Raw genomic sequence first — 19,762 nt, 5'->3', positions numbered from 1 at the left:
GAACGAGAGCGCCGCACCCGGTCAGCGGTTCGGGAGCAGCGGTTCGACCGGCGTCTCGCCGGCCAGACCGACCATGCTGAGCGCGACCAGCATCGCGTTCTGCGGTCCGAGGTGCGCGTCGGTCGGGTCGAACCACTCCTTGTCGGTGGAGGAGTGCGTGTTGCCGGCTTTGCCACCGCCGCCCAGCATCACCGCCGGGATGCCCAGGTTCAGCGGCACGTTGGCGTCGGTGCTGGACGCCGGCTGCAGCGCCGGGTTCAAGCCCAGTGCGGCGGGCGCGGCGAACGCGGCCTGGACGATCGGTGAGTTGCGGTCCTGCGTGCCGGCCGGGCGGTCGCCGATCAGCGTGGTCTGCACGGTCACCCCGCCCTCGGCGGCCGCGTTCCACCTCGCGTTCTCCTCCTGTGCGCCGGCGGTGGCCATCGGAAGGAGTTGGGCCTCCAACTTCGTGAGCTCACCCGGGTCGTTGGACCGCATGTCCACCTGCATCTTGGCGGCGCCGGCGATCGAGTTCACCGAGGTGCCGCCCGCCACGGTGCCGACGGTGAAGGTGGTCCTCGGCGTGGCGGGCGGGCGGATCTCGGAGATCTTGGTGATCGCCCGTCCCATCGCGTGGATCGCGCTCGGCCGTCCGAAATCCCCGAAGCTGTGCCCGCCGGGGCCCGCGAAGGCGATCTCGTAGCGGCGGCTGCCGGTCCCCTCGTACGCCACGTGCTCCGGCTCGCCCGGCTCGATCGTGACGAACCCGTCGATGCCCGGGTTCTCCGCGAAGAACGCCTTGACCCCGCGCAGGTTGCCCAGCCCTTCCTCGCCGACCGTGGCGCCGAGGACGATGTCGCCCTTGGTCTGCACGCCGGCGTCCCGCAGCGCACGCGCGATGACCAGCACGGCGGTGAGGCCGCGTGCGTCGTCGGCGATCCCCGGCCCGTAGAGCTTCCCGTCCTGCTGCGTCACCGTGACGTCGGTGCCCTCCGGGAAGACGGTGTCCAGGTGCGCCGACACGAACATCGTCGGGCCGCCACCGGTTCCGCGGCGCACGCCGTAGACGTTGCCTTCCTTGTCGCGGTGCACGTCCTCCAGCCCGGTCTCGGTCAGGCGACGCAGGTAGTCGGCGCCGCGCTGGTCCTCCTTGAAGGGCGGCGCGGGGATCTGGTTGATCGCGATCTGGTCGGCGATGGCGCGCGGCTCGTCGTTCGCGATCGCGGCGAGCGCGGCTCGCACCGCGGGCGCCTCCTTGATCGCGTTCACCGCGGCCGAGACCGGCGCGGAGACCTCGTACGGGGCCGCCGGCGGGTCCGGCGGTGCCGCCGGTTGAGGTGGGGTGCCGCCGCACCCGGCCGCCAGCACGACCCCGATCGCTGCCATGACCACGAGTTCCCGACGCATGGTCAACGACCATCGCACGTGATCGACTCAACCCCCCGGTGCGGAGCCGGGCACTACCCGAACGTCGCAACGGACATTGGGGACAACCTCAGTACCGATTTCTGAGGACAGCGGCAATGTGCTGACGACGCCGGTCGCGTTCATTGAGATCCATGAGAAAACTCGTTCTGACCGGTGTCGCGGCCCTGCTCTGCGGCACCGCGTGCACCACGGCCGGCCCGCTGTCCGCGGCGCCCTCGCCGCTCTCGTTCGGGGCGTGTCCGGCCGATCTCGCCGAGCAGTTCCCGACGATGACGTGTGCGACGTTCGAGGCGCCACTGGACTACGCCCACCCGGACGGGCCGACGATCACGCTGCTCGCCTCCCGGATCGCCGCGGGTGATCCGGCGAAGCGGCGGGGCACGCTGTTCGTCAACCCCGGCGGGCCGGGGTCGAGCGCGGCGGCCCGCATCGGCACGATCACGGTGCCCGACCAGGACGGCGTGACCAGGCTCCCGCAGCAGGTGATCGACGCGTACGACCTGATCGGGCTCGACCCGCGCGGCGTCGGGCACAGCTCGCCGATCAGCTGCGTGGATCCCGAGTTCTGGAACGGGCCGCAGCCCGACCCGGACGATCCTGCCAACCTCGGCAGGCTCTGGGAGAAGTGGCGCACGTTCGCCGCCGGCTGCGCGAGCCGCTCCGGCGACGTGCTCGCCCACATCGGGACGATCGATGCCGCCAGGGACATGGACCTGCTCCGCTCGAAGCTGGGTGAGCGGACGATCTCCTTCTACGGCACGTCCTACGCCACCTACCTCGGCGCCGTCTACGGCGAGCTGTTCCCGCAGCGGGTCGACCGGATGCTGCTCGACGCCCCCGTCGACCCGGAGCCCGGCGCGATGTGGTTCGAAGCCGGGTTCGCCCAGGCCCCGGCGCTGGAGCAGCGGTTCGACGGGTGGCTGGCCTGGGCGGCCGCCCACGACGACCTGTTCCACCTCGGTGCCACCGTCGAGGCCGCGCGAGCGACCGTGGACGGTGTGCTCGCCGACCTCAGGGCGGCGCCGCGCGGGCCGGTCGGGGTGGGCGAGGTGCTCGGCACGATCTACAACGCCCTGTTCTCGGAGGTCGTCTGGAACGACCTCGCCACGGCCATGAGCGCGTACGCGGTCGGCCACGACGACAGCGCGCTCGTCGGGATGTCGACGCCGCACGTCACCCCTGAGCAGGAGCAGGCGGCGGCCGCGGCCACCGCTGTGTCCTGCGTCGATGCGCAATGGCCGAGCGACCACACCGCCTACGAGAGCCGGGCGGCCGAAGCGACGACGACGTCCCGGTTCGCCTGGTGGAACATGTGGCTCGGCGGCGCGGCTTGTGCGGACTGGCCCGTCCCGCACGGCGAACGCGTGCCGATCACCGGAGCCGGGCTGCCGCCGGTGCTGATGTTCTCGCCGGTCGGCGATCCGGGGGCGCCGCACGCGGGCGCGCTCGCGATGCACCGCGTGATGCCCAGCTCGGTGATGGTCACCGAGGCCGACTCCGGCAAGCACGGGGCGTTCGCCAACCAGCAGGCCGTGCTCAACCAGACCGCGCAGGACATCGGCGCGGCCTACCTCGTCCGGGGTGAGCTGCCCGCTCACGACATCACGATCCCGGGGCACGCCGTGCCGGCCGCTAGCCTGCAGGATCGATGACGCTGCTGAGGGAACCGTTCACCGCGCGATCGTGGGCGGAGTTCGGCTATGCGCTGGTCGGGTTGCCGCTCGGCCTGGCCGGGTTCCTCTTCAGCGTGCTCTCGGTGACCGCTGCCGGGGTGCTGGTCGCCACGCTCGTCGGGTTGCCGCTGCTGGCGCTCGCCGTGCGTGGGGCGCGTCAGCTCGGGGCGATCCACCGGGCGCTCTCCCGGGCGCTGCTGGGTGTAGCCGTCGACGGGCCGGCGCCGCCGGTCCCCGCCGGTCGCGGGTTCCTGCTGTGGATCGGCGCGGGCTTGCGCGACACCGGCGGCTGGCGCGCGCACGCCTACTTCCTGCTGCGGTTCCCCCTGGCTGTGGCGGCGTTCGTGGTGGCGGTCGGGACGCGGGTCGGCGGGGCGGTCCTCGTGCTCTCGCCGCTGCTGCGGGACCTCGGGCAGGCGCCGGCTCCGCCGACCGCCGGGTTCGTGCCGCACCCGTTCCTGATCCGGTACGGCGACATCGTCTTCGACACGTGGCCGGAGATGGCGCTGCTCGTGGCGCAGGGCGTCGTGATGATCCTCGTCGCGCCGTGGGTGCTCCGCCCGGTGCTGGCGCTCGACGCGGTGCTCACCTGCTGGCTGCTCGGACCGTCCGCGCTGGCCGAGCGGGTGCACGAGCTGGAGAACAGCCGGGCGGCCGTCGTCGACGGTGCCGAGGTCCGCCTGCGCGGCATCGAACGCGATCTGCACGACGGAGCGCAGGCCCAGCTCGTCGCGGTGGCCATGAAGCTCGGCCTGGCCAGCGAGAAGCTGGCGGCCGACACCGTCGACGTCGGGCGGGTCCGCACCCTCGTCGACACCGCGCTCGATACCGCCCGCTCGGCGATCACCGATCTGCGCGACCTCATCGCCGGCATCCACCCACCGATCCTCGATGCCGGCCTGCCGGCGGCGCTGGCCACGCTCGCCGCGCGCAGCCCCGTCCCGACGGACCTGTCGGTCGAGCTTCCGCAACGGCCCTCCCCCGCGATCGAGGCGATCGTCTACTTCTGCACTGCGGAGCTGCTGACGAACGTGGCGAAGCACAGCGGCGCGCAGCGGGCCTCGATCCGGCTCGCCGCCGACGGCCCCGGGCTGCGCCTGCACGTCCGCGACGACGGTTGCGGCGGGGCGGGCGTCCGGGTCGGCGCCGGCCTCGACGGCCTCCACGGGCGGGTGTCGGCGGTCGACGGCGCCATCGACGTGGACAGCCCCGGCGGTGGACCCACAACCATCACCGTCGTGCTGCCGACGGAGACCCCTGGCCCGAGGAACGCCTGATGCGGGTCGTGATCGCCGAGGACTCGTTCGTCGTGCGGGCCGGGCTCGTCGAGGTGGTCACCGACCGCGGCCACGAGGTCGCCGCAGCCGTGGGCGACGCGGAGACGCTGCTCGACGCCGTGGCCGAGCACCGCCCGGACGTCGCGATCGTCGACGTCCGCATGCCACCGACGCACACCGACGAGGGTCTCCGCGCCGCGATCCGGATCAAGGCGGAGCATCCCGCCACGGCGATCCTCGTGTTCTCGCAGTACGTCGAGGCGCGGTACGCGAGCGAGTTGCTCGGCTCGTCCGCGGGCGGGGTCGGCTACCTGCTCAAGGACAACGTCAGCGACGTCGCGGCGTTCAGCGACGCCCTCGACCGGGTCGGGGCCGGCGGCACGGCGCTCGACCCGGAGGTGGTGCGCCAGCTGCTCGGCGCGACCCGACAACGGGAACGGCTCACCACGCTCACCCCTCGCGAGCGCGACGTGATGGTCCTCGTAGCGCAGGGCCGCTCGAACCGGGCCATCAGCCAGGGCCTCTCGATCACCTACAGCGCGGTCGAGAAGCACATCGCCAGCATCTTCATGAAGCTCGGGCTGGGGACGTCGGACGACGACAACCGGCGCGTCCTCGCCGTCCTGTGGTTCCTCGGAGGGTGAGTCGGGACGGGCCCCGGGCTCGCGGCCGGCGTCGATACGACCTCCGGCAGAACTGACGCCAAATCTCGGGGTCAGGCGAGCCCGCCGGGCCCGGAGACCGGGAGTGTCCGCCCGCGAACCGCGAAGTCCGAGCTGTCGTCGCCACCCGCGTTGTCGCTCCAGCCGACGAACACGGCCTCGCCGCCGAAGCCGAAGGTCGACGCCGCACACGTCCCGGCCCGGTCGGCCGCTGTCGACGTGCTCACCTGGACCTCCGCGCCGACCGGCCCCGCGCTGTCGGAGAACGCCCTGGCCTTGACGACCGGAGTGGTGGCGAACGTCTCGGCGCTTCGTTGCATCCACGCGACGACGAAACGTCCCCCGGGCAGCGCCGCGATGGCCGGCGACGAGCAGTTGATGCCTTGCCCGGAGCTGGCCGCGAACGCGATCCCGGCCTCCGTCGCATCGGGGCGGAACACCGTGGCCTCCACGGTGCTCCGCTGGACCCCGATGTCGCTCATCGTCCCGTTCCTGATGTGGGCGAGGGCGAATCGCCCCGTGTCGAGCAGCGCCAAGGCCTTGCCGCCGCCGAACCCGAAGAGGTTCACCGGCCGCTCGGCCGACTGGGGTGTGCCCGCGAGGTCGAAGACGCGGAAGAGGAGCGCGCCGCCGCCGACCGCGGCCGGATCGCTGCGCCACGCGACCACGTAGTTCCCACCTTCCAGCGGCACACAGGTCGGGCCGGTGTGGAATCCGGCCGTGGTGGTGACGGTGAACTCCGCACCCGTCCTCACCCCGCTGCTGGTGAAGCGCTGCGCCCGGATCCGCTGGTCGGGGCGCGGGTCGACCCAGACGGCCAGGAAGCCGCCGTCGACGAGGTTCACCAGGGCGGGCCGGTGCTCCGGATCGACGTCGGCGGTGCTGACCTGGATCTCGGCGCCGATCGGCCGTCCATCCTGGTCGAACCTGCGCAGCTTCACGTGCGGGCGCGGACCGGGGTTGGTGAACGCACGCTCCACCCACGCGGCGACCAGCCCGAACCCGATGTTGCGCACGGTCGGCAGCCGGCGGTCGGTGTTGTTCGCGGCCGGGGCGCTGACCGTCAACTCGCCACCGCTGCGGACGCCGTCCGAGCGAACGATCTGCCCCTTGATCGTCGCGTCGCTGCCGTCCGCCCACACGACGAGGAAGTGGGTCCCGGCGAAGGACGCCACCGCTGGTTGGTGCTGCAGCCCTGCCGTCGTCGTGTTGACCAGCATCTCACTCATGATCAGCGCTCCAGTCCTCCTGGAGGTCCGAGTATCTGGTCGCGCCCGGCCCCGGTCCCGAGTAGTCGGGTACTCGATCCGGGTCCGACGGCTACGAGATGGACCGGAGCCGGCCGCCGCGCTCCCGGCCGAGCTGGGTCACCGCGTGCGCGGTTCGGTCGTCGGTGGGGTGGAAGACGACGAGCTGCTGGTCGTCGGCGGGGAGTTCGAGGGTCTCGCGGTGCAGGTGGAGCTCGGGCCCCGCCGGGTGCCGGAGCCGGAGAACGCCGCGCGGCGGCACGACGTGGCGCTTCAGACGCTGCGTGAAATCGGGGCCGGCGACGGGCGTGAGCTCGGCGGTGAGCCACTCGGAGTTCTCGATGGACGGGACGAGCCACAGGTCGAAGGCCTGTTCGTCGGCGACGTCGGCCCAGTCGATGAAGAACGTCCGCGCGCGCGGGTCGGTGAAGACGTAGCGGGTGAGGTTCGGGGGGTCGGCGTCGAGCAGCCCGGTCCCGCTGGTGATCGACGCGTAGCCGCTGGTGTGGGCGAGCACGTCACCCAGCCGGTTGGTCACGACCGCGATGCCCGGTTCGAGGAGGCGGAGCGTCTCCAGCACGGAGGATCGCACGGTCCGGCCCGGCGGCACGGGCTGGATGTGGGCGGAGCACTCCCCGCCGGTGATCTTCGCGAGGTAGCTCAGGTGGTTGCGTTCCGGTGCATCGAGGCCGAGCGCGTCGGCGAGCGCCTTCGTGACGGCCGGCGAGGGACGCCGGTCGCGGCCCTGCTCGATGCGGGTCAGGTATTCGACGCTGATGCCGGCCCGCTCGGCGACGTCCAGGCGGCGCACGCCGGGTGCCCTGCGGCGGCCGCGGTCGGGCAGGCCGATGGATCCCGGCTGGATGCTGTCGCGCTTGGCGCGGAGGAAGTCCCCCAACGGCGAACCCATCCTTCGAGCGTATGCCGGTTACCGCGGCTAAGGGTGTCCCGACGAGGGCCAGCCTGAGCTCGGCCTGGTTGATCGCCACCGGGTGCCTCGATCGTGGCGAGCATGGACACGCACGAGGTGGTGGGTAGGAGGTCACGCTCCGGTCGGGCGCTGCTGGTGTGGGGCCTGCTGGTGGTGGCTGCGAACCTGCGGGCGAGCCTGACGGGCGTCGGGCCGTTGCTGGATCAGGTGCAGGCCGATCTGGCGCTGGCGCCCGCGGCGGCCGGTCTGTTGAACACCGTGCCGTTGCTGGCTTTCGCGGCGATCTCACCGATGGTTCCGCGGCTGGCCGCGCGGTGGGGGCCGGAGCGGCTGCTCGGGGGTGCGCTCGTGGTGCTGGCGCTCGGGATCGCGGTCCGGTGGGTGCCGACGACGGCCGGCCTGTTCGGCGGAACGGTGCTGATCGGAGGCGGGATCGCGGTGGGCAACGTGATCCTGCCGAGCCTGATCAAGCGCGACTTCCCGACCAGGGTGGGGCTGCTGACCAGCGCGTACGCCACCGTGATGGGCGGGGTCGCCGCCGTGGCGTCCGGGGTGGCGGTGCCGGTCAGCCAGGTTGCCCCTGGTGGTTGGAGCACCGCGCTGGGCGGCTGGGTCGTGTTCGCGCTGGTGGCCGTCGTGCTGTGGCTGCCCCAGGTGCGGAATGCGCCGCGGCCGGCCACGGCCGCGGCGCACGGGCACAGGTTGCCGTGGGCGTCACCGCTGGCGTGGGCTGTCACGGCGTTCATGGGGCTGCAGTCGCTGGGCTTCTACGTCGTCGTCACGTGGTTGCCCCAGGTGCTCCAGGACAGCGGGGTGAGCGCGGCCGCGGCCGGTTGGCTGCTGTTCGTGTTCCAGGCGGTCGCGGTCGCAACCAGCCTCGCGGTGCCTGCGGTGCTGCGATGGGCGCGCGACCAGCGGCTGCTGGCCGCGGTGAGTTCGGCCATCCTGCTCGCCGGCTACCTCGGGCTGCTCGTGGCGCCGGGATGGGCACTGCTGTGGAGCGTCGTGCTCGGGCTGGGCGGTGGCGCGTGTCTGGTACTGGCACTGGCCTTCCTCAGCCTGCGCGCCCACGACGCTGCCACGGCCGGCGCGCTGTCGGCGATGGCGCAGTCGATCGGCTACCTGCTGGCCGCCGTCGGGCCGGTGGTGTTCGGGCTGCTGCACACCGTCAGCGCCGGCTGGCAGGCCCCGATCCTGCTGATGTGCGTCGCCGCCACCGGACAGGTGATCGTCGCGACGGTGGCAGGCCGGGGCGCGGTGCGGGCGGCGCGAAGCAGGTAGCGGCTACTCATGTGGTTCGGGGTGCCGATGCATAGCGTGCCGTTGGCAACGGTCCGCATCGGCGAAAGGTCGCCGGCCATGAACCGCCCTGACGATCACCGACCCTCGGTTGGCGGGTTCGCACCCCGGCGGCCGATGCCACCTCATCCAGGCCAGCCGCCCTACGGCCACCCGCCCTATCCGCCACAAGGATTCGCCCCTGGCTACGCGGCGCATCCCGGCCAGCCGCCCTATCCCGGCACGCCGTCGTATCCCCGCCAGCCGATCCGGACCACGAACTACGGTCGAGCACTACTGGCATCGCTCGTATAGGCCGTGGTGATCGGGGTCGTCCTGCTGGTGCTCTACATCAACACTCTGGCGGCCGGTGACCCCGAACCGATCAAGCCCGTCTCCGAAGAATTCGGACGGCTCTCGCTCCTCCTTGCGCGACGACCTTCCTGACCGCGTTGCCGATCTGGCTCATCGCCCGCAACGCGCCGAGACCCTGGCCGTTCATCGGCCTGACGGGTCTGGCGCTCCCGATCTTCGTTGTCGGCTGGCGATCGTCGTCGACCTCGCCGACATGCGCAGCTCGGCCGCCCCGGACGCAGTTCCAGGCCCAGACGACCTTCGGTCAGATCATCACCGGGCCGGACACGACAACGGCCGAGTTGGCCAAGCTCCTGCGAGCGATGCGGGCCGATATCGAAAAGCCGATCGGCGGGTAGGCACCTCCGGTCTATGCCCGCAGCCCGTCGAACACGATCGCGAGCATCCGGTCGCGGACGTTCGCGTCGAGCGCCGTGTACACCGCCGCCCGCGACACCCCGACCAGTAGCGCGTAGACCTCCGGCAGCTCCACGTCAGCTCGGACGGCACCGGCCTCGATCGCGCGCTCCAGGAGCTTTCCCACGGCAGCACGCAGCTCGCCGGACGCCCGCGTGGCCTCGGGCGCGGCCCCGCCGCCCGCTTCGCTCAACGCGGTGGCGATGGCGATCTTGCCGGCGGCGTCCTCGACGAGGGTGGCGAAGAAGTCGAAGAACGCGGAGCCCGGCTCGAGCCCGTCGACGAGCGCGGCCGCCTGATCGCGCAGCCGCTCCAGCCTCCCGACCAGCACGGCCTCCAGCAGCTGCGGCTTCGTCGGGAAGTGCCGGAACACCGTGGCGATCCCGACGCCGGCTCGGCTCGCGACCTCCTCGGTGGACGCGGCGTCGCCGCCCTCGGCGAACACGGCCTCGGCCGCGTCGAGGATCCGGGCCCTGTTGGTCCGGGCGTCCGCGCGCATGCTCGTCGTGCCTCCCTCTCTCGACAACCGGAGTGACGACTCCCTATATTCGGAGTCTCTACTCCGAATATATCGGGAGATCTCATGCCACTCTCACCGCGAGAAGTGTTCCTCAAGCTGGTCAACGGCGTCGCCGACCAGGACGTGGCCGCGCTTCCGCAGCTCTACGCCGAGCACACGGACGTCCGACACCCGATGGCGCCGCTGGGCATCCCACCGCTGACTACCCGCGCCGAGCTCCGCAAGCACTTCGAGCGGCCCGAGCTGGCGCAGGTGGCGCGGCTCCGGGTCCGGCCGGCCGACATCGTCGTCCACGAGACCGCCGACCCCGAGGTGATCGTCGCCGAGTTCTCCTACGCGGGGACGCACCCGGAGACGGGTGAGGCGTTCGCGGTGCCGTGCGTGTTCGTGATGCGGGTGCGCGACGGCGAGATCGTGGAGTCCCGCGACTATGTCGACCACCTGCGCTTCGCCCGCCTGCGCGGCCAGCTCGACGACCTCTGGGCGCGCCTGCACGCGCAGGCCCGCACGAAACCACCCGTCCTGGCACCGCAATGACCACTCGACGTGCGTCGGGAGCCGGGGGCGGGGGTGACCCCGGAAAGGGCAGCAAAGCCACTTTCCGGCCCTCACAGGGCAGGAAAGTGGCTTTCCTGCCCTCGCGTGCGGAACGCGCGCATCTGCTCGCACAGGTCGCGCAGCTCCGCCGCGAGCGCCTGCGGGCAGGTGAGCTGCGGAAGGTGTCCCCCTGACAGCTCGACGAGCGGCGCGCCCAGTCGATCCGCGAGCCAGCGCGACGCGTCGTGGAACCAGTGGAAGGGTGCGTCGGCAGCGCGGTGCTCGGCCCCTGCCGCGACAACACAACAGGTACGCACCGCGGCCAGCTCCTGCTGCGCGGGCAGGTACGCGGAGACTCCTCCGATCTCCATTCCGAACAGCACCTCGCCGTTGCCGAGCATCCGGGAGCGGGTGGCCGGATCGATCGCCTCGAAGGCCGCGTCCCCACCCACCCAGCGCAGGAACCGCTCGGTCGCGAGCGCAGGACCGCCCTCCGCCATCGCAGCGCCGACCAGCTGCTGCAGACCGCCGCGGATCTCATCGGCAGCTGGCAGGGCGCCTGCGTAGGGCGGCTCGTGGAACACCGCAGCGGAGAGCACCTCGGGGTGCCGCAGGACGAGCGCGGTCAGGACCATCGCACCCTGACTGCTGCCGTAGCCGATCGCAGGTGCGAGCCCGAGCGCTCGGAGCAGCGCCGCTGCGTCGTCGGCCTGCTCCCCGATCGGGGCGCTGCCCCAGGCCGGTGGACGTGGGCTGCGCGAGTTGCCGCGTCGGTCGTAGGTCAGCACCGTGTAGTCGTCGGACAGCAGGTCCGCGACGGCGTCCCACTGGCCGGCGTCACCGGTCGCCCCGGAGATGAACAGGATCGTCGGACCCGCCCCACGGACCTCGTGGTAGAGCTCGGCGCCGTTGGCGACGACGGTCCCGGCGCCGGTCATGGGACGTCGGGGGCCGTGGCGCGCTGAGCCGTCGCCAGCTCGGCGATCCGGTCGAGACTGGTGACCATGTTGGCGTGCAGGTCGGCCTGGAGGTCGCGGACGCCGAACAGCACTCGCAGCACGATGTGCAGGCCCAGCGGCACCGTCTGCAGCACCTCGTAGCTCAGCGCCACCCGGGTTCCGCCTGCCTCGGGAAGCAGGCGATAGGCCCACCGGATGCTGCCACCGCCCGGTTCGGTGCGGCAGATCGTGAACTCGCGGCCGGGATCGGCCACTTCCACGACCGGCCTGTTGGACCAGACGAACCAGCGGAGCTTGTTGCGCGCGACGAACCGCGCGCCGACGGCGGGGCCGGTGGCGCCGTCGAGCCACGAGCAGTCGATCACCTGCGGGCTCCATGTCGGCGTGCGGGTGACGTCCGAGACGAGCTCGTAGACCTGCAGCGGTTGAGCCACCACGTGGCGCTGCACCTCATCGCGTCCCAACCGCTGCATGACCCCTCCTCGAACTCCCCTATAGGTCATAGTTAAACAGATAGGGTATAGCGTCGTCTATGGTGTAGTGGTGACTGACGTCGTCGATCGGCCGCCCGGACCGCGCGAACGGCAGCGCAGGCGGACCCGCGAGGAGATCCTCGATGTCGCGCTGGCCGTCATCGGCGAGCTCGGCGCCGGTGCGCTGAACATGTCCGAGGTCGCCCGTCGGGTGGGGCTTCGCCAGCCGTCGCTCTACCAGTACTTCGACTCCCGCCTGGCCATATACGACGCGCTCTTCGAGCGAGGCATGAACCAGCACCTCGAACTCGTCCGTGCAGCGGTTGCGGCGAACGCCCCGGGGCTGCCGGCGCTCCGCGCGATCATCACCGCCTCGATCACGTTCACGGTCGAGGACCCCGCGCTCACCCAGCTGTTGTTCTTCCCCGCGGTGCCCGGCTTCGAGCCGTCCGAGCGCGCCTACCGTCCCAGCCTGGAGGTGCAGGAGGTGATCGCGAGCGCGGTCGCGGCAGCCATCGATCGCTGCGAACTGCACCCGGCAGCGGGTACCGAGCGCGGCACCAGCCTGCTCGTCGCCCTCAGCGCCGGCATCTCGTCGCTCCAGCTCGGCAACGACCAGCACGCCCGGCCGGGTGAGGCGCGCTTCGCCCCGCTCGCCGCGCCGGCGCTCGAGATGTTCGAGGCGTACTTCTCGCCGGAGAAGCCGGCCGGCTGGCGGCCGTGACGGTCAGCCGGTGGATTCGCTGTCGTAGCGCCACAGCTCGGGCACGGCCCACACCAGCAATGCGACGGCCAGAACTGTGAGCGCTCCCCCGACGCCGACCGCCCAGCGGGCGCCCATGGCGGCGCCCGCGAACCCGTGCACCACGTTGGCCAGCTGCGGACCACCCATCAGCACAATGGTGAGGATGCCCTGGATCCGGCCGCGGAGCGCGTCGTCGGTGTGGGCCTGCGAGATGGCGTTGCGGAACGTGCTGAGCACGAAGTTGACGGCGCCACCGGCGACCAGCGCCAAGACGGCGAGCGGCAACGCGGTCGCCAGGCCGAGCACCACGACGCAGCAGCCCCAGACGATCGCGGCGGACGCCATGAGCCGACCATGCCGCCGCGCTCGGCTGAACGTCCCCGAGAACAGTCCTGTGAGCAGCACACCGGTCGGGTAGGCGGCGAACAGGAGGCCGAGCTCGACGCCGCCGCCGGCCGGGCCGCCGTAGCTGCGCTCGGCCAGCTCCGGGAAGAGCGCGACGGGCATGGCGAGCACCATCGCGGCCAGGTCGACGGCGAGGATCGCGACCAGCACCCGTTGCCCGGCGAGGTAGCGAAAGCCGTGGCGGAGCGAGCGTTCTGCGCCGGTCCCGCGCGGCGGCATCGCCGGCAGCTTGGCCGTGGCCCAAAGCACGGCCCCCAGCGCGAGCGCGTCGAACAGGTAGAGCGAGCCGAGCCCGACGACGGGGATGAGCACGCCGGCGAGCAGCGGACCCACGACCGCGCCGGTGTAGCGGGTCAGGGCGCTGAGGCTGTTGGCGGCGACCAGCTGGTCGTTCGGCACCACGCGGGGAACCGCCGCGCCCGTCACGGTCATGGTCGCGCCGAAACCGACGCCCTGGAGCGCGACGAGCACGAGCAGCACCGGGAGCGTCGCGACCCCGAGCACGGAGCTGAGCCACAGCCCGAGGTAGGCCAGCGCCAGCCCGCCGTTGCCGGCCAGCAACAACCGTCTGCGGTCGATGGCGTCGGCCAACGCGCCGGACCAGAGCGCCGAGACGACGAGCGCGCACATCGACACCGTCGCCGAGACGCCCACGGCGGCCGAGGAGCCGGTGAGCGTGAAGACCTGCGTCGGCACGGCGATGAGGCTGAACGAACCGCCGACCGCGGACACCACCGACGCCGTCCACAGGCGGCGGAACGCCGGGATCCGCAGTGGCCGTCGGTCGATGACGTATGCGCTCAATCGCATGGTGACCTCCCCCGTCGGGCCGAGCGTGGACCTTCCCCAAGGGGGAAGGTCCAGCCCGCGTCCCCTCGACGGGCGATCGCCCTCCCCCGCTGCGGGGAGGGCGAGCACGGTCCCGGCCGCAACGCTGAGCGGCAGCCGAGACCGAGGAGCAGCCGATGACCGTCCTGACCACCCGGGTGCAAGCGCCGCCGCGATGGGCCGTCCGCGCGGCGCACGTCATCCCGTTGCTGACGCTGCCCACCGCGCTGTGGCGTCTGGCGTGGGTGTTCGCCATCCCCATCGGCTGGGACGCGACCCTCTACCAGCAGGCCACCGACGACCTGCACGAGAAGGCCTACCTGCTCGGGCTCGCGCTGCTCGCCGAAGGGCTGGCGCTGCTGGCCCTCGGCCTGGTTCAGCCGTGGGGCGAGGTGGTGCCGCGCCGGGTGCCGGGCCTCGGCGGCCGGCGGATCCCACCGATGGCGGCGGTCGTCCCCGCCACGTTCGGCGCGATCGCCCTCACCGTGATGTGGGGCGCCACGCCGCTGATGTTCTTCCTCCCGCCGCAGGCCGGCGCACCCGACGGCAACGGGTGGGAGGCGCTCATGGCGGTCTGCTACCTCCCACTGACGCTGTGGGGGCCCCTCCTCGGCGCCGTCACGTGGTCGTACTACCGGCGGCGCGTGAGGTGTGTGGCGTCCGGCTCCGCCGGGAGGGCAGGAAAGCCACTTTCCGGCCCTCACAGGGCCTGAAAGTGGCTTTGCTGCCCTCCCGGCGTCACGGCGCGCTCGACGTTCGTCAGGCGTGGGCGATGCCGGCTATTTGGGTGTTGAACGGGATGAACGGGGTGTGCAGGCGGTACAGCTCGATGTCGAGGCGGGCGAACCCGGCCGTGCGCAGCTGACCGGCCAGGTCCCGCTCGCACGAACACCCCTCGAAGGTCCAGGCCCACGGCCTGCGCAGCGCACGTTGGAGGAAGCGCGTCGGCGTTCCGGCCGGGGCGGCGACGTGTTCCACGAAGCGGAAGGTGCCACCGGGCCGCAGGATGCGACGGATCTCGGCGAGCACCGCGGCGGGGTCGGTCACCGAGCAGAGCACCAACGAGGAGATCACGCCGTCGACGCTCCGGTCGGGGAGTTCGGTGTGCTCGGCGACCCGGTCGCGCAGGTCGAGGTGCACGCCGCGCCGCTCTGCGGCAGCCCGCAACCGCGCGTGCATGTGGATGTTGGGTTCGATGGCGACGAGTGTCGATCCGCGGGGCAGGTGGCGGAGGTTGGCCCCGACGCCCGGGCCGACCTCGACGACCGTCTGAGGCAGCCCGGCGAACACACGTCGCTTGTGCCCGCGCAGGTTCCACTCGATGTACGGGCCCATCACGCTGAAGAACGCGGCGTTGAAGCGTCCGCGTGCCCCGTGCACCTCGAAGCCGGGCGCGGGAGGCATGGGGCTGTCGGTCACAGGAGTCCTCGCCTCGCTGGTCGGTGGGGGCGCATGCCGCCCATCTCACCGAATCGAGAGGTGTGGAACTACCCCAAGTCCGTGCGAGAACCCGACGGCCGCCGCATCGGCCGCACACCAGCCGCACCGACGCGGAGCACCAGAGCCACCGGACGAGGTCACTCGGTCGCCTTCGGGTGCGACGTGCACGCCGCAACGACCCAGACCACCCGCTTCTGGTCGTGCGGGCAGTACCAGATCCGCGCGCCCGCAGTGACCTCGTGCTGCCACTGCGGCAGGGTCCGCCCCCCGATCTGACGCTCGGCCAACTGACCACGCAGGCGGTGCTGCCGTGATGGATTCTTCGGGTGCATCGGCTGCTCGGTCAGCACAACCCACGCCTCCCAGGTGTTGGCCTGCGACGCTCCCACGGCAGGTCCGCACCGCTGCCAGAAAGTCCGCCATGACCTTCGGGCGCATGCGGTGCACCCACCCGTCGGGCCGGAAGTGAACCCCACCACGGACGTACCCCGAGTGCCGCACCCAGCACCGATTCTCATCCCTCGTGGCGACCCGGAGGGCCATGGCGGACTTTCCTGGCAACGTCTGCGTTGCGCACGCATCCAGCTCGCGGGGTAGACCGCGCCGTGCAGACGGGGACAGGCTCCGGGGTTGCGGACGGGCCGCTTTGCACACCGGGGGCGTGCTTTGCACATGGCCGACCATCTGCACGGTGCGTCGACGGTGTGCAACGTCGGACCGCGCCTGCGGCGATTCACCTGAAAGCCACTTTCCTGCACCCGCACGCCGGCGCAGTGGCACTCCCGCCCTTCGTCCGGTCCTCGTCGGCGCTCCTCCGGCGCCGACCAGCGGGCTCTCGCGCGTGAAACGGGAGCCGTGCGCCCGCGCGCCAGGATGTAAGCCGGATGTCAGCCAAGGCTGATGAAGTGCGCCGCATGAATCACACACCGGGCTTGCGCGTCAGGGTGAAGGTGCAGGCGGCACTCATCGCGGTCGCCATCCTGTCGGCGACCTGCGCCTTCACCGCCCCCGTCGCAGCAGCCGCAGGCTCCGCGGGAGCGGCCTCGGAGTTGTGCGATGGCAGCTCCTACCCGGCCGAGAAGAGCCGCAAGTACAAGAATGTCCGACTCCGGATGGTCACCTGCAAAGCGGCCCGACCTGGTGCCTGGACGTACACCGCGGAGCTCCTCGACGCCCCCAGGGAAGCCACGTCTACCTCTACTACTTCCCGTACGGAAAGGGGATGGTCCCGGGCGGCGCCGGTGGACCCGTCGACGGGACGGGCTATGCCAGCGTCCCAGGCTGGTGGTACGGCAACTACGGAGAGCTGCAGCCGTGCGCAACCATGGGCAACACCGGCGAGTTCTGGTGCGCGTGGGAGTGGGAAGGTCCGTTGGGACCGCACGCATGAGGGCGTCTCAGCCGGAGCTGCGCGGGCGTAGGCCGCCCGAGGCGACCACCGACAGCGACGGGGTCTCGGCCCCCAGAAAGAACGACGACGACCGACCAACGGCCAGCGCGACAGGCGCCGCCGAGGCGACCCCGACCCCGACCTCGACCTCGACCAGGCCCTCACCCTCGCGAGATCCGCTGGGATGTCACCGACCTCGACCGCCGCCGGGACCTTTATGAGATCGTCCTCGTCGAAGGCAGCCTCGATGACATCACGCGGCTGATCGACGGCCCTGGACTCGTCGAAGTCTGGGACCGCATGTACCTGCCGCACCGAGTTCGGTCCGCCTGGCGTCCGCTGATCGACGACTCGCGCGCGGCTGCCTGAACCGTGCCGCTCGATCCCTTGCAAGATCTGATCGTTCGCATCGCGTCCGCTCTGCCCGAAGCGCACACCATTGCCCTCGCCGGCGGCGGGGCGGTGATCGCCCATGGCTTCGCCGACTGAGCGACCCAGGACGTCGACCTGTTCACCGAGATCGACGACGCAGAAGCACGCCGCGTCACAGCCGCACTGCGTACGGCCTTGCGCGAGCGCGGCCTGGAATCTCGCGACGCCGACCGCCCTCCCGCCGACCACCGCTTCGTCGCCGTCGATCCCACCGACGGAAGCGAGTGCACGGTCGAGGTGTTCGCCGACGGCGGCCGTCTCCAGCCCCGCGTCATGCTTGATGTCGGACCGGTCTTGCACCCGGATGACCTGGCCGCGGACAAGGTGCTCGCGCTGTGGGGACGAGCCCGCCCACGCGACTTCTACGACGTCCACGCACTGATGCGCCACTACTCGCGTGACGCGCTGCTGCAGCTTGCCGCCGCCAAGGACGCCGGGTTCACGATCGAGATCTTCCTCGACGCCCTGAACGCCATCAAGCGGCTGACCAACGCCGATTGGGCCGAGGACGGGATCCGCGGCGACGCCGTCCTCCAATTGACGAGTCTCTTCGCCGAATGGCGCGCCGCCCTCGCCGCCGGCGGGTAGGACCTGGTCTCAAACTCGGCGTGTCGCTAGGTGGACCAACGGCCCGCCGCCAGCTCCGCAGCGCCCGCTTGTGGGCCGGCCCGACGGACCGCGAGGTCTGTCAGAGAGACTGGGGGCCAGTGCCCGCCCTCTCGACCTGGAGCCTTCGATGCCGCAGGGGACCGTCCGTTGGTTCGACGCCGACCGGGGTTTCGGCTTCCTCGCGCCCGAGGACGGCTCGCCGGACGTGTTCGTGCACGCCTCCGAGATCGTCGGGGACGGCGGCGGGAAAGTGCTCCGCGAGGGTCAGGCCGTCGTGTTCGAGGTCGGCGAGAACGACCGCGGGCCCCAGGCGCTGCGCGTTCGCGTCACCGCCGATGCGGCCACCGGCAGCGCCATGGGCCTGCTCGGCACCGTCAACTGGTACGAGCCGGGCAAGGGGTACGGCTTCGCGTCGCCGGACGGCGGCGGCGCCGACATCTTCGTGCACAGCTCCGCCATCGTGACCGGCGGCGTGGTCACCGAGGGGCAGCGGGTGGCCTTCCTGATCGTCGAAGGCGAGCGCGGCCCGCAGGCCGGGCACGTGATCCCGCTGGGAGCCGGGGCCGGCCTACCCGCTGCGGCCGGCACCGCGGACGGTGCCGACGGCACGGTGGCCTGGTACGACGAGGACAAGGGCTTCGGCTTCATCACCCCCGACTCCGGCGCCGGGGACGTCTTCGTTCACGCCCGGGCCCTGGCCGACGGGCTGACGTGGCTCGCGGAGGGCGACCGCGTCGCCTACGAGGTGGCTAGTGGAGACAAGGGCCCGCAGGCCCGCGACGTGCACCTGGTCCGGGGCGCCGAGCCTCAGACGGCGCCGCAGCGGTCGGCACCTGCCGCGGCCGCAGGGCCGGCGGCGCGGGACGTGCCCGCACGAGGCGGCGAGGGCGTCGTCGCGCGCTACGACGGCGACCGCGGCTTCGGCTTCATCACCCCGGACGCAGGCGGCGACGATCTCTTCGCCCACGTGTCCGTGATCATGGGGTCGGAGCCGCTGCAGAAGGGTGACCGGGTCCGGTACGCGGTGCGGCAGAGCGACCGGGGCCCGCAGGCCGACCGCGTCGAACGCCTCTGAAGAGGCGGCCCACCGATGGCTGATCAGTTCCCGACGTGAGTGCTCGTTCATCCCCGTCGATGGGTGCCGTCAGCAACGCCGCCGCCGATCCTGCTCACGCCTTAACTCGTCCCAGTACGAACTCACAGACCTCTTCGACCAACCGCAGCGCGTAGCCGACACCGCCGCACCGGTGGCCTCGCGCGCCGACTGGCGGCCGGATGACGCGACCTCAGCCCGCGTCGTGTAGAGCCCGAAGCCCCTCGCCCACCGCTGCACTCGACCCTCATCACAGCGTTCGCTCATCCGCGACCGAAGTCGGCCACCGTGTCCGCGATTTCGCACCACGAATGGCTCCACGCGGCGGATGCGCGCAGTCTTCCCCTCAGCACGCGCTATGGCGATCCGTACGCCCCCGGACCCACGAGCGTCGCCAGGCATCCTGAGCAGCGGCGTCACGGATCGCGACGAGGTCAACCTCACCCGGCGTCCATCCCAGGTCAGCGCCTGAGGACCGGCTTACCGGGTCTCACCAAGTGACCACTCGGCTCACGGACTTGCAGTCACCACTGATCGACAGCCCGCGTTTCCGCAGGTCACGTGGGCGCGGCAGGGTTCGAACCTGCGACCGCTCGAGTGTAAGAGGGGCGGGCAGCGCCACACGGAGCCTCTACCATCGACTTCGGCGCCGTGCTCCACATCATCTGACGCTGCAGGCTGGCCCTGATCGCCGCCATTTCGCACCACGAATGGCTCCACGCCGGCAGAGCGAGTTCGATCTTCTACTCGGTGACCTTGGGATGCGACGTGCTCGCCGCAACGACCCACACGATCCGCCTCGCCGCATCAGGGCAGTACCAGATCCGTCCGCCCGCGGTGACCTCGTACTGCCACTGCGGCAACGTCTGGCCTGCGATCTGACGCTCCGCGAGTTGGCCGCGGAGTCGGTGTTGCCGTGAACGGTACTCCGGCTGAGTGGGTCGCTCGGTCAGCACGACCCACGCCTCCCACGTGTTCGACTGCGCCACCCGGCACAGCTCTTCCCAACCTTTCGCCGCCTCCGAGGTGGCGAACCGGGCTTCCCACCCATCAGGGCGAGCCGGTGGCGCCACCCGATCACCACG

19 protein-coding genes and 1 pseudogene are annotated in these 19,762 nt (G+C 71.6%); 10 read left to right on the top strand and 10 right to left on the bottom strand.

The window, feature by feature from the left end:
- Window positions 1-21: 21 nt before the first annotated feature.
- Window positions 22-1,386 (bottom strand): M20/M25/M40 family metallo-hydrolase, encoded by a 1,365-nt coding sequence (locus LL648_RS12280; RefSeq protein WP_232662628.1) that lies wholly within the window; start codon window positions 1,384-1,386, stop codon window positions 22-24.
- A 152-nt stretch (window positions 1,387-1,538) separates the two neighbouring features.
- On the opposite strand from LL648_RS12280, the gene LL648_RS12275 reads away from it, so the two are divergent.
- From LL648_RS12275 to LL648_RS12265, 3 genes are read left to right on the top strand one after another with little or no spacing between them, the layout of a single operon-like run.
- Window positions 1,539-3,059, top strand: a complete 1,521-nt coding sequence (locus LL648_RS12275; protein WP_232662627.1) for an alpha/beta fold hydrolase — start codon at window positions 1,539-1,541, stop codon at window positions 3,057-3,059.
- The gene (locus LL648_RS12270) at window positions 3,056-4,357 is read left to right on the top strand and encodes a sensor histidine kinase (protein WP_232662626.1); all 1,302 of its coding nucleotides are present in this window, start codon (window positions 3,056-3,058) and stop codon (window positions 4,355-4,357) included. The genes LL648_RS12275 and LL648_RS12270 overlap by 4 nt, the downstream gene beginning before the upstream one ends.
- Window positions 4,357-5,001, top strand: coding sequence for a response regulator transcription factor (locus LL648_RS12265; protein ID WP_232662625.1), 645 nt, complete (start codon window positions 4,357-4,359; stop codon window positions 4,999-5,001). Before LL648_RS12270 ends, LL648_RS12265 begins: the two co-directional genes overlap by 1 nt.
- Before the next feature lie 71 nt (window positions 5,002-5,072).
- Here LL648_RS12265 and LL648_RS12260 read toward each other — a convergent pair whose 3' ends face one another.
- Both LL648_RS12260 and LL648_RS12255 read right to left on the bottom strand, forming a co-directional pair.
- Entirely contained in the window at window positions 5,073-6,248 is a 1,176-nt protein-coding gene (locus tag LL648_RS12260) for a hypothetical protein (RefSeq protein ID WP_232662624.1), read from the bottom strand.
- A gap of 91 nt (window positions 6,249-6,339) precedes the next feature.
- A complete protein-coding gene (locus tag LL648_RS12255; RefSeq protein ID WP_232662623.1) occupies window positions 6,340-7,176 on the bottom strand; it encodes a helix-turn-helix transcriptional regulator in 837 nt (278 codons plus the stop codon).
- A 102-nt stretch (window positions 7,177-7,278) separates the two neighbouring features.
- On the opposite strand from LL648_RS12255, the gene LL648_RS12250 reads away from it, so the two are divergent.
- Together LL648_RS12250 and LL648_RS12245 are read left to right on the top strand one after the other, a co-directional pair.
- The gene (locus LL648_RS12250; RefSeq protein ID WP_232662622.1) at window positions 7,279-8,478 is read left to right on the top strand and encodes an MFS transporter; all 1,200 of its coding nucleotides are present in this window, start codon (window positions 7,279-7,281) and stop codon (window positions 8,476-8,478) included.
- A 449-nt stretch (window positions 8,479-8,927) separates the two neighbouring features.
- On the top strand, window positions 8,928-9,188 hold the full coding sequence (locus LL648_RS12245) for a hypothetical protein (protein ID WP_232662621.1): 261 nt from the start codon (window positions 8,928-8,930) through the stop codon (window positions 9,186-9,188).
- A gap of 11 nt (window positions 9,189-9,199) precedes the next feature.
- Here the strand turns inward: LL648_RS12245 and LL648_RS12240 are convergent, their stop codons facing one another.
- Complete coding sequence (locus LL648_RS12240) at window positions 9,200-9,745, bottom strand: TetR/AcrR family transcriptional regulator (protein WP_232662620.1); 546 nt, start codon at window positions 9,743-9,745, stop codon at window positions 9,200-9,202.
- 84 nt (window positions 9,746-9,829) lie between these two features.
- Here LL648_RS12240 and LL648_RS12235 point away from each other — a divergent pair, with 84 nt between their 5' ends.
- Window positions 9,830-10,303 carry a nuclear transport factor 2 family protein gene (locus tag LL648_RS12235; protein ID WP_232662619.1) on the top strand — a complete coding sequence of 158 codons (474 nt, stop codon included), beginning with the start codon at window positions 9,830-9,832 and terminating at the stop codon, window positions 10,301-10,303.
- Window positions 10,304-10,374: 71 nt separating this feature from the next.
- Here LL648_RS12235 and LL648_RS12230 read toward each other — a convergent pair whose 3' ends face one another.
- Together LL648_RS12230 and LL648_RS12225 are read right to left on the bottom strand one after the other, a co-directional pair.
- Window positions 10,375-11,241, bottom strand: a complete 867-nt coding sequence (locus tag LL648_RS12230; protein ID WP_232662618.1) for an alpha/beta fold hydrolase — start codon at window positions 11,239-11,241, stop codon at window positions 10,375-10,377.
- Window positions 11,238-11,735, bottom strand: coding sequence for an SRPBCC family protein (locus LL648_RS12225; RefSeq protein WP_232662617.1), 498 nt, complete (start codon window positions 11,733-11,735; stop codon window positions 11,238-11,240). Before LL648_RS12225 ends, LL648_RS12230 begins: the two co-directional genes overlap by 4 nt.
- Before the next feature lie 70 nt (window positions 11,736-11,805).
- Here LL648_RS12225 and LL648_RS12220 point away from each other — a divergent pair, with 70 nt between their 5' ends.
- Window positions 11,806-12,459 carry a TetR/AcrR family transcriptional regulator gene (locus LL648_RS12220; protein ID WP_232662616.1) on the top strand — a complete coding sequence of 218 codons (654 nt, stop codon included), beginning with the start codon at window positions 11,806-11,808 and terminating at the stop codon, window positions 12,457-12,459.
- Window positions 12,460-12,462: 3 nt separating this feature from the next.
- Here LL648_RS12220 and LL648_RS12215 read toward each other — a convergent pair whose 3' ends face one another.
- Window positions 12,463-13,695, bottom strand: coding sequence for an MFS transporter (locus LL648_RS12215; protein WP_232662615.1), 1,233 nt, complete (start codon window positions 13,693-13,695; stop codon window positions 12,463-12,465).
- 155 nt (window positions 13,696-13,850) lie between these two features.
- Between LL648_RS12215 and LL648_RS12210 the strand changes: the two genes are divergently transcribed.
- Window positions 13,851-14,426, top strand: a complete 576-nt coding sequence (locus LL648_RS12210) for a hypothetical protein (RefSeq protein WP_232662614.1) — start codon at window positions 13,851-13,853, stop codon at window positions 14,424-14,426.
- 46 nt (window positions 14,427-14,472) lie between these two features.
- On the opposite strand, the gene LL648_RS12205 is transcribed toward LL648_RS12210, so the two are convergent.
- Together LL648_RS12205 and LL648_RS12200 are read right to left on the bottom strand one after the other, a co-directional pair.
- Window positions 14,473-15,132 carry a class I SAM-dependent methyltransferase gene (locus tag LL648_RS12205; RefSeq protein WP_232662613.1) on the bottom strand — a complete coding sequence of 220 codons (660 nt, stop codon included), beginning with the start codon at window positions 15,130-15,132 and terminating at the stop codon, window positions 14,473-14,475.
- 158 nt (window positions 15,133-15,290) lie between these two features.
- Window positions 15,291-15,542 carry a hypothetical protein gene (locus tag LL648_RS12200; protein ID WP_232662612.1) on the bottom strand — a complete coding sequence of 84 codons (252 nt, stop codon included), beginning with the start codon at window positions 15,540-15,542 and terminating at the stop codon, window positions 15,291-15,293.
- Window positions 15,543-17,047: 1,505 nt separating this feature from the next.
- Here LL648_RS12200 and LL648_RS12195 point away from each other — a divergent pair.
- Together LL648_RS12195 and LL648_RS45730 are read left to right on the top strand one after the other, a co-directional pair.
- Window positions 17,048-17,563 (top strand): annotated as a pseudogene (locus tag LL648_RS12195) (nucleotidyl transferase AbiEii/AbiGii toxin family protein); the annotation flags it as partial.
- A gap of 148 nt (window positions 17,564-17,711) precedes the next feature.
- Entirely contained in the window at window positions 17,712-18,659 is a 948-nt protein-coding gene (locus tag LL648_RS45730; protein ID WP_441344305.1) for a cold-shock protein, read from the top strand.
- A 761-nt stretch (window positions 18,660-19,420) separates the two neighbouring features.
- On the opposite strand, the gene LL648_RS12170 is transcribed toward LL648_RS45730, so the two are convergent.
- Window positions 19,421-19,666, bottom strand: a complete 246-nt coding sequence (locus tag LL648_RS12170) for a hypothetical protein (protein ID WP_232662611.1) — start codon at window positions 19,664-19,666, stop codon at window positions 19,421-19,423.
- Window positions 19,667-19,762 lie beyond the last annotated feature (96 nt).

Origin of the sequence: Pseudonocardia sp. TRM90224, assembly GCF_021245725.1 — a bacterium.
GTDB lineage: Bacteria > Actinomycetota > Actinomycetes > Mycobacteriales > Pseudonocardiaceae > Pseudonocardia.
The sequence above is the reverse complement of the archived record's forward strand: the minus strand, read 5'-3'. Positions and strand labels throughout refer to the sequence as shown.